This is a genomic window from Methylobacterium sp. CM6247, assembly GCF_054817925.1.
Map to the genome: position 1 here is coordinate 4,018,479 of NZ_JBTXKX010000003.1, position 15,005 is coordinate 4,033,483.

Here is a 15,005-nt window from a genome sequence, read left to right on the forward strand (position 1 = left end):
CCCGTTCGCGCTCGCGCTGCCGGCTTCAGCAGGAATCGAACAACGAAAGATGGTTGCGGATAAAGACCGCAGGCGGAAAATCCGGATGCTGACCCTGAAGAAAAACCCCGACATTTGATCTGGGGTCGAGGGGTCTCTCATGAAATCAAGATTTGGTCTGAGCCTGATTTCGGCTGCCCTATCCACATGCATGAGCTTTAGTGCCGAGGCGCTTGAAGTGAATCCCGGCGATTACGAACAGTTCCCCTCCGGGGCGACAATCGGATTGCTGTATTATCAGCATGGCCGTGGAGACGAAGCCTACGCGCGGGGTGCCAAAACGACATCAGATGCGAAGCTCGAGACGAATGTTGGCATCATCCGCCTGCTGCATGTTTATGAGATCGCCCCGGGCGTGACGGTCGACCCGCAATTCCTCCTCCCGGTTGGGGCGATCTCGACCGGCGGTGTCCTGTCACCCCTTGGATCGCCGGGCGGCGTGGGCGACATCATCATGGCCACCGCCTTCAAGTTCAAACTCAATACCGAATTCAACGATGTCTTCGCCATCACACCTTATCTCATCGCCCCGACGGGGACGTATGACGAGAACAAAGCGCTGAATTTTGGAACCAATCGCTGGCAGGGCGTCATTCAGGCGGCCTACGTCAAGCACTTCAATCCGGTTTGGTCGCTCGATCTGATCGGCGATGTCGCCTTTTACTCGGACAACACACGCTATAACCTCGGCGGCATCGGTCGGCTCTCACAGGACCCTCAATTCGAGTTGCAGGCCTATCTTCGATACAAGATCAATCCTGCTTTGGAAGTAGGCGGTGGCCTCGGCGGCAAGATCGGTGGCAACCAATCCTTCGAGCAGACGTCGCTGCGAAATTCACAAGCGACCCAATATGGCCGTCTCGCGGTCGCCTATTTTCCCGAGCCGACCCTTCAAATCCAGGCGATGATTGGCCAGGACTTCATTGTCGAGAATGGAACGAAGCAATCGACATTCTTCCAGCTGCGGATTGCAAAGATTTTTCCGTAGAAAACCAGCTGTAATAGGATGGCGGATGTCTAACTTAGCTATGAATAAATCGCCGCTTCGGCGAAAAGGATTGCTCGTGCCGTAGCATCTCTCGGCGGCAAGACAGGCACAATATCGGCATCATCGCCGATATTGTCTTTCTTGGCGTTGGTATTTCGCAAATCCATCAATCGTATATACTGGCGGGCAGCGTTGCCCTGGCGGCAAAAACCCGAAAGAGGTGAGTGCGCTTCCTGCAGAGCATAGTACTTTCGATTAAGCAGATTCAGAATCATAGAAACGTTGCCGAGCACGTTCGGCAACGCCTCGATTCAGTCATAATACATACGTCGACACATCGACTTACCCCTTACACTGAACTTCTCGAGTCAGATCCTCTGACTCGCCCAACTATTTGCCCTTTCGCTGTGCGCCGCAACCGATGCGATCGGGCCGGTACTGCAGTGCCCGAATCTCTTTCCATCCCGCCCGGATTCTTTCCGGTTCCCCCTCGTCGGTATCCGCCTCGCTGCCGTACGGGGTGAACGAGGAGCCCTCACGCTTCGCCGCAACGACGGTGCAATCGAGGAACGATGCCCCCTCTGGACGACGAGCATATCGCAGCAACGATTCACGACCGTCACAGATGGAATGATCGGCGCCGATCAGGGTGAGGATGGGACCGGATTGGCTCTCTCGTTCGACTGGACCCTGATCCGTTCACGATCAGGGCAGGAACAGACCGAACTGGTCTTATGCATCCGGTATCGATTCGAGCCGTTCTGGCTTGACGAGATAGCTTATGCACTGCGTGATCTCGCGGAACACACGATGAACCGTTTCGTCACCCGCACCATCCTAAAGCAGCAAGCCTAATCGGCGTCGCAACACCCGTCGCACCAGCGAGGCGGACGACACACCGGCGCAACGCTACAGAGGGACCGGGCACACCCGCGTGTTTTCGGATACTTGAACGCGCTATAAAAGTATAAGGGCATTGGAGTACCGGATGGGATAGTGAGTACGGCATGTAGCCGTCCGGTAGGCGCCGGCATGCACCCAACCACCTACGGCACTACGTACGAGCAGTCGGCGCTACGCCACCTACTACCTACGCGCTGCCCACGCAGCCACCACGTCGGCACGTCCCCCTGCCCACTCCGCCGACACCGATCCGGCATCCCGCTACCACCGAGCCTTTGTCCGGCACGCCGCCACCGCCACTGCCGCTACCCATTCTCGTTCATGATCCGACGGGCAACGGGAATCCTGACCTGACCGCACCAGCGCGGCCGCATGTCAGGATTTTATCATGGCCGACAACGCCCTCATCCCGCTGCCCCGCCAGCGACCACACCCCTTCGTCCACCCATCTCGACGCTTTCGACCCCACCGGGCTCGGACCGCTGACCATCCTGCCGATCAACTCCGATGCCCAACGTCGAAGCCACCACGTCTTCGTCCCCGCCGACCACCGCTTCAAGGCCGCCGCCGATGGCGTTCACCACCGTCCTTCTCCCGATTTTCCTTGCTGTGGAGGAGATACCTTTCGTACAGGGCCGGACCCCGACGGTCACCGCATCGTAGTACAGGCGTGACGCTGGCCTGACCAATAGATCTGCTTTGGCGGCCTCTGCCCGGAGGCAGACCTGAAGAAAGCCACCCATCTCGGACGCTTCGGGAGGGCGACATCTGTCAGATTTTTACCACCAGTTCGCGCTTGGAAACGGCAGGCCCACGAATTGGCAATAGCTATACCCCCGATATACCATAGCGGGAGATACGCCTGCGCGGACAGATGCACGCTCGTAAAGATGATTGTATAAGGCGCATCTAAGACATGGCTGGCGCGGAACAATCAAAGTGAACAATCGCCCTGAAATCATCATTGATACGGCAGGCCATGTATATCGCTTTCGCTTAGTCGCGATTATAGGCGGAATTTTTGGTGTTATTACATGCTCTGCGGGCTTGGCGCTGGCAGATCAGCCTTCGGCCAAATTATGTACGAGCGAGCCCACCACTACCGCGACAGGGGTTTGCATAATGAACGCCCTCAACGAAGCGGATAAAAAACTCAACCTCGCGTACAAGAAGGCTCAATCGGTGATCGAGCAGGATGACCGCGGTCAAGATGACCCCGGGGAGGTTGCCAAGGCAAAGACTGCATGGACAGCACAACTCGCGGCAGCTCAACGAGCTTGGATGGCGTTCCGGGATGCGGATTGCGGCGACCTTATCTTCAGCGAGTGGAACAACGGCCACGGAGTTCTTCCAGCGGTCTATGCTTGTCGATATGACAAGACAGTTCAGCGCACTAACGAGATTTTAAGCCGTTACCCTCTCCACTAGAGATCGCTTAGCACACTTTTGGACCATGCCATGCCTAAAAATGGAACCAGTGCCGCAAACAGAAAGTGGTTTATCGGGTTATTTATGGGATTTTCCAATCTACTGGCATATCTCGCCATGAGCCTGCTGAATATTCCGCATAGTTTCTATGCCAGTGCTGTGGCGGGTCTTATATGTGCTGTGCTTGCGTTGAGTGCTTATAGTTTTGTCCAGAGAGAAAATTAGAAGGTTTTCCTCGGCGATTGGAAAATCCCTTCTAATACTTTTCTGTCCTTGGATTGATCTGATGAACCAATCTTGTGCACGACGCAGCCAGAAGCAAAACCATTTTGGCAGAATGCTGTGCCGAAGCATCGGGCTACTCGCCTTGTTGCCCGTGGCCTCCATTGCTCAAGAAAGCTCTCTAGTCGCCTCGTCTCCATGTGGCGATAAATCTACCATTCCAGATCCGGCAGTTTGCAAAGATCCCATCATAAAGCGTCTCGATTCCGAGGTTGCAACCGCCTACAAACATGCCAGAGGGCGACTTCAGGGTGACCGAGCCCTGACAAGTGATCTTCAAGACAAGCAAAGGTTCTTTGTCGAGGATAGCGACAATGCCAACGCGACAGGGGCCGGAAGTCTGCAACGCTACCTCGAGACGTGGCAGCACTGGCTCGACGCAATCGGCCCTCCGCGAGAGGGATTTGCGGGTGCGTGGATCAGCGGGACCGGCAGTCTTCAAATCATACCACGGGATAAAACGACTTTTACAGTCCTGGTGCGTGCAGACGAGCCAATCCAGGGTATCTTCACATGCGAATTCATCGGCGTTGGACGGATGGACGGTGAAGTCCTTGATGTAGCGTGGGACAAGGCCGAGACAGGCGATGACGATGATGCTGAAGGGTGGACGCTTCGGATTCACCGATCCGGACATCTCCTCAGGCTCGACGAGCGTCGTAACGGTAGCGTGGCATCCTCGCCTCCGTTCTGCGGCGTTCAGGGAAGCCTAGCGGACAGCTACCTGCCTGCGCAGTATAAGCCTGAACCAGTCCTCACCTGGAGCACAACCATTACGAAAGATCGGAGCCGATAGGAATGTTATAGCGAAAAATCGGTTTTTCTCCTGCAACTTCATGACCAAGGTCGACTACCTGTGTCAGTACCAGGGAGAAAACGACTGTTTTCGACAGATTGACGCCCACCACCTCTACAAATAATCATCGCGCAATCTTGGCTCGTGCCGCAGTTTCTTGCTTCCGGCACGAACGGATCGATGACATTTCAAGCGATCTGATGACCTCAAGGAGAGGCGTTATCTGGCATTTCATGCAAGATCCGCCGAGCAGCTTCGTGCCCGAGTGCCGCAGCCCGACGATACCAAGCTTTGGCTGCGACTACATCAACCGGAACAGCCTCGCCACGGAAGCATAAGTCGCCCAGTAAGGCCGCGGCCTCCGCATCTCCCGAATGGGCAGCACGGCGCAACCAGCGCAGCCCCTCTCCGACGTTTCGCCGGCCTCCATCACGGCCATACAACAGGATATCTCCCCACTTGGCTTGGGCCGCTGGCGAGCCGCCTGCAGCGGCGGCCTGGAACAGGCGGTGAGCCGCCGATTTGTCTACGGGCACACCGATCCCCGCCTCTGTCAGCATGCCCAGGAGATGCAACGCGGCCGGCAAACGAGCATCCGCTGCTCGAGTCACCGCTGCGGCGCCGGTCGCCTCATCCGCGGGACCAGGGGCTGCCCGCAGTAGCGCAATCCCGGTGCCGAGCCACCCCTCCGGGGATCCGCTCTCGGCCGCGCGGCGATACCAGACAGCCGAAGCTTCCGGGTCACGCAATTCCGCCGGGCCATCCCGAAGAATCCAGGCGTACAGAACTTGCGCATCCGCGATGCCACCTTCGGCGGCGCGCTGTGCCCATGAGGCGGCTTCCACGATGTCTCGGGCGCAGCCGCTGTCGAACGGACCTTGCGAGCGCGGACTGGCGCGATTGCCTTGTGCCAGCAAGGCAGCGAGGTGGAATTGCGCTCCCGAATGTCCCGCACTCGCAGCAAGGCGCAGCCACCGGATAGCTTCCGTGGCACATTGGGGAACCGTCTTGCCGGTGGAATAGCCTCGCCCCAGGTGGAAACACGCCTCGACATCGCCAGCTCGCGCCGCGCGTGCAAGGCTGCGCAAGCCGCGTACATCCTGTCGAGCGAGCCGCGAGAGGCCATGCCGCCGCAAGGCCGCGCATGGCCACGCCATCACCCACCTGAAGGGGCCATCTGGGTCACGGTTCACGCATGCCATCCTGAAGCGGAGTGAGCACACGCATCAGCAGATAGTCCAGCACCGTGCGTCGGCCCACAGAGACATCCGCTGCCACCGGCATGCCCGATACCACCCGAAACCCCTCCGGAACGTCGTGCAGGGCTGTCCGGTCGAGGGAAACCCTGACCCGGTAGTATGGCTCGGTGCTATCCTGCCGCGGCAGGGATGCCGCGGCAGGGTCCGAGCGCTCGGTGAAGCTTGCAGGGCTGATCGCCTGGACGGTTCCCTGCGCCGTTCCGTAGCGCGAGAACGGCAAAGTATCGAACTTCACCGTCACGGCCTGGCCGGGCCGGACCCAGCCGACATCACGACCCGATACCGCCGCTTCCACCTCGAGATGAGCGTCGTTCGGCACGAGGGTGATCAGTTCCGCGCCGGATTGCAGCACCGACCCGACGGAAACACGGGCGACACTCAGCACGATCGCATCGGCCTGTGCCCTCAAGGAGACCAGTCCTTGGCGCAGGTCCGCCTTGGCCAGAGCCGCTTGGGCGCCTGAGAGCCGGCTTTGTAGCAACGTCAGGTCCGCCTCGTTGTGGGCGATCCGGCCGCGGGCATAAGCCTCGCGTTCGCTGGCTTTGGCTTCCAGGGCGCTCAGTCCCGCCGTGACGGCACTCTGTGCCTCCTCGAGGGATTGTTGCATCTGCGCCTGTGTGTCGTTGGCCGCCAGCGTGTTCATCAGGCTGCCGACCTGCAGCCGCTGCAACTCGGCCCGGCGGCTCGCCAGATCGGTGGCGATGCCGAGACGCTTGGTGCCGATCGCGACGTCGGTTTGCGCCCGCTGCAATTGCGCCTGAAGCGCGCCGGTCTCGGCGTCGAAGCGCGCGAGGGTCGCGCGGTGTTCGGCCATCCGTTCTTCGAAGAGGGCAGCCTGTTGCACGTGCACGGGATCCTGCGTCGAAGGAGCGTAGGGCCGACCGGCGATCTCCGCCTGGAGTCGCTCGATCTGGGCCGTCAGGCTCGCGACCTGCTCCTGCCGGCTCGACTGGTCCGAGCCGGTGAAGGTGGGATCGAGTTGAGCGAGCATGTCGCCCTTGCGAACCAGTTGCCCGGGTTCGACGTGGATGGCGCGCACGATACTGGTGTCCAGCGGCTGCACCACGAGCGTCCCGTTAGGGGCCGCCACGATGCCGCGTCCGGTGACCACCTTGTCGATCGGGATGAACGCGAGCGCCGCGAGACTGCTCAGCATCAGCGTACTGATCACTAGGGTAGTGCTGCGCGCCAGCGGCTGCATTGGCAGCGTGACCAGGGCGCGGCTGGGGCCGGCGAAGTCGAGGAGAGCGGCAGCGCCGTCGTCCGGCTGACGATGGAACCCGTACATCTCAGATCTCCGCCGCGACAAGTTCGTGGGCATCGGCCGGCGCCTGGACCGGCCGCCCCTTGGGTTCACGGTCGAGGTAACGGTTTTGCTGACGCCAGAGCTGCTGGTAGATCGCGCATCGCTCGACCAGCGCGTCGTGCGGCGCGATATCGACGAGGCGTCCTTGGTCGAGAACCGCGATGAGGTCGCAATCCAGGAGCGAGGACAGGCGGTGCGACACGATCACCATCGTGCGACCGCGGGCGATCCGCTGCAGGTTGGCATTCACCACTGCCTCGCTCTCGGGATCGAGGGCACTCGTGGCTTCGTCGAGGATCAGCACCGGCGGGTCGGCGACCAAGGCTCGCGCGATGGCGAGACGCTGACGCTGGCCCCCGGACAGATTGGACGAGCCCTCCTCGATCCACGTGCCGTAGCCCTGCGGCAGGCGCTCGATGAACTCGTCCGCTCCCGCGAGACGGGCCGCCTCCATGGCGTCTTCAAGGGTGAGATTGGGACGTCCGGCCAGGATATTGTCGGCGACCGTCCCGCGGAACAGTACGTTGTCCTGCAGCACGATGCCGAACGAACGGCGCAGATGCGCCAAGTTGATCTCACGCAGGTCGGTCCCATCGACCCGCACCGTTCCGGAATAGTCTCGGCTGATCCCCTGGAGAAGCCGCGTAATGGTACTCTTGCCTGAGCCGGAGCGGCCGACGATACCGAGCATCGTTCCGGCCGGGATTCCGAATGAAACGCCGTCGAGGGCCGGTCCACGGGCTCCGGGATAGGTGAAGCTTACGCCTTCGAGGCGCAGGGCGCCGGCGATCCGCGGTGAGATGCCGCCTTGCATCGCCGCGGTCTCGGTCGGGTTGTTCAGCACCAGCGCGACCTGCTGCACGGATGTGCGAACCTCCTCCACGTCTTCGAGCAGCCGGGCGAAACCGATGAGGGGCGCCGCGAGTCGGCCGCTCAGCATGACGAAGGCGACGAGCGCACCGACCTGTACGCCGGAGACTCCGTCGAGAACGAGGTAGGCGGCAACCAGCAGGACCCCGCGATCGATGAAGCGCTCCGCCGGGAGGGTCAGGGTGCGCGGCCAGCGGCCGAGCCGGCCCGCCGCAACCTGCGCGAGACCAGCCTCGGCGACGGCGGCGTCCCATGCCTCCCGCCGTTGCGGCTCGAGCACCAGCGACTTGACCGTCCGGATGCCCTGCACCGTCTCGACCAGCAGCCCGCTCTTGCGCACCTCGGCAGCGATCGCCCGGCCATAGGCGCGGCGCATCGCCGGCATGAAGGCTATGATCACGAGGGCGACGACGCCGGACGCTGCCAGCACCATCGCGGCAAGGATGGGTTGAAGCCAGAACACCACCGGCAGCAACACCAGCAGCGTGGTGCCGTCGAGGACGGTACTCATCAACTTTCCGGTCAGAAACGCGCGAATCCGGAAGATCTGGCCGATGCGGTGGTTGGTCTCGCCCGTGGGATGCCGCTCGAAATGATCGAGCGGCAACATCAGGAGTCGCTCGAACACAGCAAGATTGAGCCGTGCGTCGATCCGGGTAGACAGAACCTGTAGCGCTTCGCCTCGAGCATGGGTCAGCAGCGCCTCGAACAGCACAGTGATGCCGACCATGACGCCCACCAGGGTCAGGGTGGACCAGCTCTGATAGACCAGCACCCGATCGAGCACGATGGAGGTCAGCAATGCGGGAACGATGGCCAGGACGCTGAGGACCAGGGATGCCAGCACGACGTGGCGAAGGATTTCGCGTTCGCCAAAAACGAGGCGGGCCACGGAGGCGAAGCCGAACGGTGCCTCGGCCTGCGCAACACCACGTCCCTTTCGAACCAACAGCGCCTCGCCCGACCACCATTGTGAAAGCCGCAGGGCGTCCATCGGGACCGGCTCGCCCCGTGGATTAGCCGGATCCCGCAGCCAGGCGAGGTCGCGCTTGGTATCGGCCGCGACGACCAGGCCGGCGCTTCCATCGGTGAAGAGCACGACAACCGGGCGGTCGGGTGCGGCCTGGGCGAGTTGGCGCCAGGAGAGCTTGACCGCCCGCGCCCAGAGCCCTGCCTCCGATAGCCAAGCCGCCAAAGCAGCGGGTGAGGGTGGCACGCCCTCCTCCCTCAACCGGGTGCGATCGAGGTCGATGCCGTGAAAGCGCGCCGCCGCCGCGACGGCGGCGATGCGCAGTTCAGCCGGATCGGAACCGTCCGGCCCGCCAGGAGGCGGGCCGGCGGTGGAAGGGGAGTCCGGCATCGTTGTGGTCCTGGCAGATCTGAGGGTGTCCGGCCTCCCGAAAGAGGCCGCACGGCTCGTTTCAGCGTTGATGGAGGCTTGAGGTGGCTTGACCGGACTCGTGGGCGAGCCCCGCTACTCCGTGACGGTCGTCCTCTCCGGGCATCGGCAAGAGACCGGCCTGCGCCTCCGGATCGTGGATCGCCGCCGCGACTCCACCGGCTGGCGCGGCAACCGGGACCGCAACTCCGGGAGGAGACGAGGCCTGAAACAGCATGCTGTTGACCGCATTCCGTGGATCGCCGGTTCCAAGGCTGCTGATCTGCCCTGGCGGCAGGGTGAACAGCTCCGTCGCAGGTGCCGCATCGGCGCCCCCCGGAGTGGCTGCGGCTACGGCCGAGGAATCGGCTGAGGCAGTCCCGGCCGGCTGAGCGAGGCTCACCAGAGTTCCCCCTTGGCCGTCGCTCGCCAGGGTCAAGGCAGCCTGCGGTGCCAGTCCCTCGATCGCCAGAACGGCATGGTCTGTGCCGTTGCCGATCAGCACCTGCGAGGCTGCCATACCGCCGGCGGCGGTTGGTGCGCTACCGGGCGCACCGATGGCCTGGGTCATCGCCCCCTGCTGGTACGCGACGCCGGCGAGGTCGATCGCGTCGCCGGCCGCCAGTCCGGAGATGCCGTTGAGGAGGGTGCCGCTTCTCGTGACCGCCGCGTCCACCTTCAGCGTGCCCACACTGCCGGTTGCAAACGTGATGTCGCCGGTGCCGGCCGCACCGGCCGCACCGAGTTCGAGGGTGCCGCCGTCGATGACGGTGCCGCCGGTATAGGTATTCTGCACCTCGAGCGCGACCGTGCCGGGCCCTGCGGCGATTACGGTACCGGCACCGGTCGCGCCACTTGCATCATGTGACCCGGTCTCGTCGGAAATGACGTCGTTGATGGTCGTGGTCTGACCGGTGAGAGCCCCGAGTGTGATCGCCTGATTGCCCTGAATGAACCAGCCCGCGCCATAGGCCTGGCCGTCGCCGCCGCCGTTCTGTCCCTGGCCGCCGGCGACGGTATCGCCCGTGCTGCCGGAATTGACGACCGTCAGGCTCGACCCCTGCTCGACGAAGACAGCGCCTCCCGCACCCAGGCCGCCGCCACCGCCGTCACTCTGGGGGTTGTTCGTGCCGTCCCCTCCCGCACCGCCACCGAAGCCCCCTGGGGCGCCTGTGCCTGACAAAAGCGGTGCGCCGCCACCGCCGCCGCCGCCGAAGCCGCCATAGCCTCCCTGGGTCTGAGACCCGCCGCCGCCGCCGCCGAAGCCACCATTGCCGCCATAGGTGTTGTTGCCGCCGCCGCCGCCGCCCCAGCCACCAGTACTTCCCTCGCCGCCCTCACTCGTGTCGGCGCCGCTCAAACCGTAGATCCCACCGCCGGCACCTGCGCCGCCTTGCCAGATGGCGCTACCACCATCGCCGCCGCCGCCCGCGACACTTCCGTGAGCTCCGATGCCGGCATCCGACGGAGCACCTGTGATCGGACCCGCCGTCCCCTGCGATCCCGTCGCGGCATCAATGCCGTTGCCCCCGACCGCCTGGGCTCCGATACCACCGCCGCCGCCGGAAAGCCCGACCAGACTGGAGGCGGTGTTGCCACCACTCCCGCCGAGGCCGCCGCCGCCGCCGTAGCCCTCGCCGTAGGCGCCGGAGATCCCTCCCTCACCGCCTTGCGCGGCGTCATTGGAGAAGTGGACGTCGGCGAGCAGAACGTTCGCACCGCCGGCCACCATCAGGCCGCCACCGAGGCCCGCGCCGCCGCCACCGCCGGACGCGCCGATACCTCCCATTCCGCCGGACGCGACCGTATCGGCAATCGTCAGGTCCTCGATGGCTGCATTCCCGCCGAGCACCATCAGCCCACGTACGAAGTCGTTACCGTCGAGAGTATGCCCTTGGCCCAGGATGGTGACGGGGCTGCTGCCCTGCAGCACGGGCAGGTCGTTCGCACCCATGAGGGTGATGTCATTGGTGAACTCGATCGCCAGCGGCCCCGGCGTGGTGCCGGCATTGGCTTGGTCGATCGCCGCGGTGAGCTGCGCCTCGGTGCCGACGCGCAGGACGATGCTTCCCAGGGTCGGCGTGCCGAAACTCGCATCGGTGGCGGGTGGCGTACCGCCGGTCCCAGCCGGAAGGGCGAGTGCGGCGGACAGTGCCGACCGGTTGCCCGAGGCGTCGGCAGACAGTGCCGCGATGGGGCCGGCGCCGGCATCCGGCAGAGTATCGGGCGACAGGCTGAACGTGCCATTCGATGTGGCGGTCGCAGTCCCGAGTTGAAGCAGGATGCCAGCCTGCGCTTGCACCTGATACAGGGTGACGGAGCTTCCGGCCTGGGCCTGACCGGACACGACCGGCGAGCCATCCGCAGCGGTCGTCTCGACCAACCCAGTCGGTGCCGGCATCGCCTGGGTCATGGTCAAGGTCGAGCCGCCCTGGCCATCGCTCGCCACGGCGAAGGTAGCCCCGGCGTTCAGACCTTCGATCAGGACCGACTCCGACTGCGCGCCGTTCGAGGCCGTGACCTGTGTGGCGGTTTGCCCGTCCGTAGCCATGGCTCCGCCGACCGTCCCAACCGTGACCTGGGTCGCACCGGCGAGACCTGCGAAGTCTACCCGATCACCGGTCTGCATATCGCGCAAGCCCGTAACGAGAAGGCCGCCAGCGGGAAGGGCGGGAGCATCCACGCGCAAGGTCGCGCCGTCGCCGGTATCTCCGAAGGCGATCGCACTGGTGGCGCCTGCGGCCCCGCTCACCGCGAGCTCCAGCGTGGTGCCGTCACCGATGACGATGCCTCCCGAGAGGGCGTTCTCTTCCGTGATCGCGACGGTACCGCCGCCGACGGCCATCACCACTGCCGCGCCGCCCTGACCGCTCGGATCATGGACGCCGGACTGGTCGGAGATTCCCCCACCGAGTGTCGTCGTCTCGCCCGGCTTGGCGAAGGCCGTCAGGACCTGATTGCCCGAGAGGAAGATCGAATTTCCGTATCCCTGGCCGCTTCCTCCACCGCTCGCACCCTGGCCACCGGTCGCCGTGTCGCCGGTGAAGCTGCCACCTTCGATACTGATCGTGCTGGTACCGTCGGCGAAGGCACCGCCGCCGAGACCCGCTCCACCGCCGCCGCCTTCCCTAGCACCGGCACCGCCGCCGAATCCGGCCTGGCCCTGGTCGACGCCCATGATGCCAACGGCGCCGCCACCACCGCCACCGCCACCGCCGTAGCCGGCGGCTCCACCACCACCACCGCCGCCGCCGCCATACCCGCCATTACCGCCGACGTCGCCGCTGTCGCCATCTCCGGCGCTGCCGGCGCCACCGCCTCCCCAACCGCCCTGAACGCCATTGGCGCCGAGGCCTCCACCGACGCCCGCGGCATCGTTGTTGGCGGATGTGCCATCGTCCAAGCCCAAGCCACCATCCGCGCCGGTCAGGATGGAACTGCGCCCACCAGGGCCGCTGGCGCTCCCCGTCGCCGCAATGCCGAGGCCGCCGCCACCGCCGCTGCTGCCGTCCCGCCCATCGTCCTCGTCGGCCTGAACTAGGGGGTTGAGGTGCTGGCCGATATCGCCGAACACACCCCCGACGCTCGAATGCCAGGCGCTTCCCGCTCCCCCGGCGCCGCCCATGCCACCGCCGCCGCCATATCCCGCACTCCCGAGCAGAGCGCCGGCCTCCCTTGCGCCGCCCTGTCCGCCGGTGGCGGCGTCGTTCGTGAACGAGACGTCATCGAGGGCGATCGTCGCGTGGTTGACCGCAAGCACGCCGCCACCGAGACCCGCGCCGCCGCCGCCGCCGGCCTTGCCGATGCCGCCGGCGCCCCCCTGGGCGACAGCGTCCTGAATAGTAAGGTCTTTCAAGAGAGCCTGCGTATCGTCCACCATCAGGCCGCGGTAAGTATCGGCACCGTCGAGCACGTGTCCTTCGCCGTCGATCCGAACCACGCCGAGGGGCTGGTTCAGCGCTGGAAGGTCCGCATTCAGGGAGATGTCGGCCGTGACATGGATCGCGTAGTTGCCAGGCGAGGCGTTGACCGTCTCGATGGCGGCGGCGAGCTGGGCTTGATTGGCGACAGCGAGGACTTGCACTGCCCCATGGGTGGGGAGGATCGATGGCGCCGTGGGCGTGCCGTCCGGGTTCCAAGGGGTGCCGGGTTGCAGCGTCGACACCTGCTCATCCGGCGACCCCTTGGCCACCGGATAAAGTAGGATGCCCGCCGCGACCACGGCAGAAGCCGGCCCGGCGAACTCGCCTCCGACTCTCACAGCGTTTCCAAGATACCCAAGTGATCTAATGAAGACTGCAGCTCCATCTGGCGACAGTGAGCTCGCGAAGTTGGCCGCCCAGTCATTGAAGCCTTGTGCGAATGCCGATCTAGTCCCGTAATTCTCCGCATCCCTCAGAATCGTGGAGCCATAGCCGCTCGATTCATCGAGCACGCTGTCTTCGCCTGCCACCTCCGGGACGGTCGGTGGACCCCCGTTAGGCCCGACTGCCCTTCGCAGTCCCTGCAAAAGGATGCTGACTTCTGTACCGCCGGCGGTCGTATTGACGGCCTCCTGTACAGTCCCACCCTCAGGATTTGCCTGATTTTCGATAGTCGCGCCAGACATGCTCTAACCTTTCGTCGTCACATCTGGGGATACGGTCCATCTTTATGGCCTGCTCCTGAAGCGACGAGGCAACGTCGCAGCCAGAACTTGATAAACAATTGAATGCCGTAGCTGGGATGACACCAAAGTGAGCGGAACCTTAATAAAACGACATGCAATGAATTGTTGTACGTGGTGGCCCCGACCTCGTTCGATCCACCGATCCCAGGCTGACTCTGACGCTACCGCCAAGCTCGCTTGCGCTCGGGCAGCCGGGCGAACTGCCAGAGCAAATCGGTTGTCATGCTGCAGAATATGGACACGAGCTTCTTTCCGCTGAAAGGAAAGAGCCACGCTCCTTATGAGCCCCGAGCCACCACCCTTAGAGCGTTCTCGATTTAATCTGGCTCATATCCTGCTGCGGCGAAGAAGTTGGCGCACTCGTCGGGTGTGACGGCGTCGACGAGGCGCCCGATGGCCGACCACATTCCCTCGACGGTCCGTTCCTTGGCTTTGCGCAGCAGCGCTTTCAGCTCCGAGAAGGCCATCTCGATAGAGTTGAAGTCGCTGCGCGGTCCTTCGGTTCGGGGCTGTAGGGCGGGAGGAACAACAGCTATGCGCCCGCGGCCTCGATGGCGGCTCGCACGGCAGGCCCCTTGTGGCTGCCGAGGTTGTCCATGACGACGATGTCGCCGGGAACGAGCTCGGACGCCAAGACGCGGTCGACGTAGGCCTGGTAGGCGCCCCGTTCGCGTTTATCGATTTGTCATGAATTTATATGCTTGAGCAACGGCATCGTTCTTTGACTCTGCAAAATACATGGGAATTGGAAACGCCTTCGAGAGTTTGTCTGCTTGCTGACGAAGCACGGCACGCCGTGAAACATCGGGTTCAACGACGAAGTACGCGCGGCAGACCTGGGCAAACTCATTGAGATGCACCTTGAGCCACGCGGCCTGGGTCGCGCGTTCCTCCGCAGTCTCGTCTCCGCCGGAGGCGGTCGTGACGATCGCGAACGCCTTCTTGTTTTGAATGAGACGGTCGAGCGTATCATGCTGCGAGCGCAGCCGGTCAGGGGTGCCCGGTGGCGGCAGGTCGAGCACGACGACGGGCGGCGCATCGAGGCTTTGACCCGGATCGTCTTCGGTCGGCACGGAGGAGCGTCTTC

General features: G+C 63.7%; 10 protein-coding genes and 1 pseudogene. 3 read left to right on the top strand and 8 right to left on the bottom strand.

The annotated features are described in order from the left end of the window. Positions 1-190 precede the first annotated feature (190 nt). Positions 191-1,027: a transporter gene (locus ACYQOP_RS19975; RefSeq protein WP_461223611.1), complete on the top strand. Its 837-nt coding sequence runs from the start codon at positions 191-193 to the stop codon at positions 1,025-1,027. A 38-nt stretch (positions 1,028-1,065) separates the two neighbouring features. On the opposite strand, the gene ACYQOP_RS19980 is transcribed toward ACYQOP_RS19975, so the two are convergent. Then, complete coding sequence (locus ACYQOP_RS19980) at positions 1,066-1,329, bottom strand: hypothetical protein (RefSeq protein WP_461223612.1); 264 nt, start codon at positions 1,327-1,329, stop codon at positions 1,066-1,068. Positions 1,330-1,657: 328 nt separating this feature from the next. Between ACYQOP_RS19980 and ACYQOP_RS19985 the strand changes: the two genes are divergently transcribed. Both ACYQOP_RS19985 and ACYQOP_RS19990 read left to right on the top strand, forming a co-directional pair. Further along, positions 1,658-1,882, top strand: a complete 225-nt coding sequence (locus tag ACYQOP_RS19985; protein WP_461223613.1) for a hypothetical protein — start codon at positions 1,658-1,660, stop codon at positions 1,880-1,882. A 987-nt stretch (positions 1,883-2,869) separates the two neighbouring features. Then, on the top strand, positions 2,870-3,358 hold the full coding sequence (locus ACYQOP_RS19990) for a lysozyme inhibitor LprI family protein (protein WP_461223614.1): 489 nt from the start codon (positions 2,870-2,872) through the stop codon (positions 3,356-3,358). A 403-nt stretch (positions 3,359-3,761) separates the two neighbouring features. Here ACYQOP_RS19990 and ACYQOP_RS19995 read toward each other — a convergent pair whose 3' ends face one another. The 7 genes and pseudogenes from ACYQOP_RS19995 to ACYQOP_RS20025 all read right to left on the bottom strand — a co-directional run bounded on the left by ACYQOP_RS19995 (position 3,762) and on the right by ACYQOP_RS20025 (position 14,991). Then, positions 3,762-4,265, bottom strand: a complete 504-nt coding sequence (locus ACYQOP_RS19995; RefSeq protein WP_461223615.1) for a hypothetical protein — start codon at positions 4,263-4,265, stop codon at positions 3,762-3,764. A 377-nt stretch (positions 4,266-4,642) separates the two neighbouring features. After that, positions 4,643-5,638, bottom strand: coding sequence for a tetratricopeptide repeat protein (locus ACYQOP_RS20000; protein WP_461223616.1), 996 nt, complete (start codon positions 5,636-5,638; stop codon positions 4,643-4,645). Continuing rightward, complete coding sequence (locus ACYQOP_RS20005) at positions 5,619-6,983, bottom strand: HlyD family type I secretion periplasmic adaptor subunit (protein ID WP_461223617.1); 1,365 nt, start codon at positions 6,981-6,983, stop codon at positions 5,619-5,621. The genes ACYQOP_RS20000 and ACYQOP_RS20005 overlap by 20 nt, the downstream gene beginning before the upstream one ends. A gap of 1 nt (position 6,984) precedes the next feature. Then, a complete protein-coding gene (locus ACYQOP_RS20010; protein WP_461223618.1) occupies positions 6,985-9,231 on the bottom strand; it encodes a peptidase domain-containing ABC transporter in 2,247 nt (748 codons plus the stop codon). A gap of 61 nt (positions 9,232-9,292) precedes the next feature. Next, the gene (locus ACYQOP_RS20015; protein WP_461223619.1) at positions 9,293-13,414 is read right to left on the bottom strand and encodes a beta strand repeat-containing protein; all 4,122 of its coding nucleotides are present in this window, start codon (positions 13,412-13,414) and stop codon (positions 9,293-9,295) included. 821 nt (positions 13,415-14,235) lie between these two features. Continuing rightward, positions 14,236-14,585: pseudogene (locus ACYQOP_RS20020) on the bottom strand (transposase); the annotation flags it as partial. A gap of 7 nt (positions 14,586-14,592) precedes the next feature. Next, positions 14,593-14,991, bottom strand: a complete 399-nt coding sequence (locus tag ACYQOP_RS20025; protein WP_461223620.1) for a hypothetical protein — start codon at positions 14,989-14,991, stop codon at positions 14,593-14,595. Positions 14,992-15,005: the final 14 nt, after the last annotated feature.

Excerpts from the sequence above, each read along its gene's own strand:
- ACYQOP_RS20010 (WP_461223618.1), bottom strand. The coding sequence starts at position 9,231 with ATGCCGGACTCCCCTTCCACCGCCGGCCCGCCTCCTGGCGGGCCGGAC.
- ACYQOP_RS20005 (WP_461223617.1), bottom strand. The coding sequence starts at position 6,983 with ATGTACGGGTTCCATCGTCAGCCGGACGACGGCGCTGCCGCTCTCCTC.
- ACYQOP_RS19985 (WP_461223613.1), top strand. The coding sequence starts at position 1,658 with ATGATCGGCGCCGATCAGGGTGAGGATGGGACCGGATTGGCTCTCTCG.
- ACYQOP_RS20000 (WP_461223616.1), bottom strand. The coding sequence starts at position 5,638 with ATGGCATGCGTGAACCGTGACCCAGATGGCCCCTTCAGGTGGGTGATG.
- ACYQOP_RS19975 (WP_461223611.1), top strand. The coding sequence starts at position 191 with ATGAGCTTTAGTGCCGAGGCGCTTGAAGTGAATCCCGGCGATTACGAA.